Origin of the sequence: Cryobacterium sp. 10I1 (assembly GCF_035019805.1) — a bacterium.
Taxonomy (GTDB): domain Bacteria; phylum Actinomycetota; class Actinomycetes; order Actinomycetales; family Microbacteriaceae; genus Cryobacterium; species Cryobacterium glucosi.
In genome coordinates, this window is the sequence record NZ_JASJVF010000470.1 from 1 (window position 1) to 1,354 (window position 1,354).

Below are 1,354 nucleotides of genomic sequence, written 5' to 3' on the forward strand. Positions count from 1 at the left end.
GAGTACGAAAATGGCCTCTTCACGACATCCGAAGGGGCCATTTTCGTACTCTCGCGGTCCCTGGCCGCCGGACTGTGGATAGAACGCGCGCTCGTTCGTGGGAATCGGCATCATCGGGGGATGAAACGACGTCGCGAACTTCCCCCCGCGTTGCGTGGCCGACACTTCACCACCCGCAGTGGACGCCACGAGGGCGTATCGCGGAAGCGAATGAGGGGCGCGGACCTTGAGCAGCCGTTTCACGGCATCCGCTCACCACGATTGGGACCGGCAACGATCGCGACGCTCATAGCGGCATACTCCGAGCGGATGTCGACGGCCCAGTTCTTCAGTCACGTGACGGCAGCGCACGTGCACGGTCTTCCCCTCCCCCGGAGGTTCGCGACGTCCGGCGTGATTCATATCTGCGTCGACGACCCGGCGGAACGGCAGAGAGTGAGAGGGACCGTCGCGCACCACGCGCGACCAGGCACCGTACGCCTGGTCGATATCGGCGGTTATCGCGTGGCCGCACCGGTCGATGTCTGGCGCCAGCTCTCTGCCGTGCTCAATCTGGATGAACTCATTGTGATGGGAGACGCCCTGGTCGGAGGGAGGCGACCGCTCGCGACCATGGCCGAGCTGCGTACCGGCGTGGCGCGTCACGCAGGCAAGCGCGGCGCACGGCGGCTCAGAGAAGCGCTCGACTGGGTCCGCCCCGGCGTGCTCTCACCGCGGGAAACCGAGATCCGGCTCCTCCTGGTGCGGGCCGGCCTTCCCGAGCCGGAAGTGAACGCTCCCCTAACGGATAGGTCGGGACGGAGGATTGCGACGGGCGACCTCGTCTACCGGGAATATCGAGTGCTCGTTGAGTACGACGGCGAGCAGCATCGAACGGACGAAGAGCAGTATCACTGGGACATCGATCGGCTCGATGCGATCATGGAAGCCGACTGGCGGGTGGTTCGCCTGAACAAGACACATCTTCGACTCAAGAGCGCGTCGGCCGTGCGCAAGGTCGACACCGCACTTCGGGACCGCGGCTGGCGCCCCTGACCCATCCGGCCGTCGCATTCGCGCCGACCCAGCCCCCGGCATCCCTCACCCCTCCCGCGAGAGCGGAGAAACGGCCCCTTGGTGCGCCCTATGAGGGCACAATTCGTACTCTCGCGGCGGGGCGCCGCACTGACGGGTTCGCGAGAGCGGAGAAACGGCCCCTTCGCCGACCGCGAAGGGGCACAATTCGTACTCTCGCGGCTGGCTGCAGACCGCACGGGTCGTCAGGCGACAGGGTACAGGCGGGAGGGTCAGAGGGGGAAGGGGAGGGACAGGAGGCACTCGGTGCGGGACCAGAGGTGGGCCGCGACCTGCGGGT

At 66.7% G+C, this 1,354-nt stretch carries 1 protein-coding gene; it reads left to right on the plus strand.

What is annotated here, in order from left to right; all coding sequences use genetic code 11:
• Positions 1–309 precede the first annotated feature (309 nt).
• On the plus strand, positions 310–1,035 hold the full coding sequence (locus QN345_RS19150; RefSeq protein ID WP_322189146.1) for a hypothetical protein: 726 nt from the start codon (positions 310–312) through the stop codon (positions 1,033–1,035).
• Positions 1,036–1,354 lie beyond the last annotated feature (319 nt).

Excerpts from the sequence above, each read along its gene's own strand:
- QN345_RS19150 (WP_322189146.1), top strand. The coding sequence starts at position 310 with ATGTCGACGGCCCAGTTCTTCAGTCACGTGACGGCAGCGCACGTGCAC.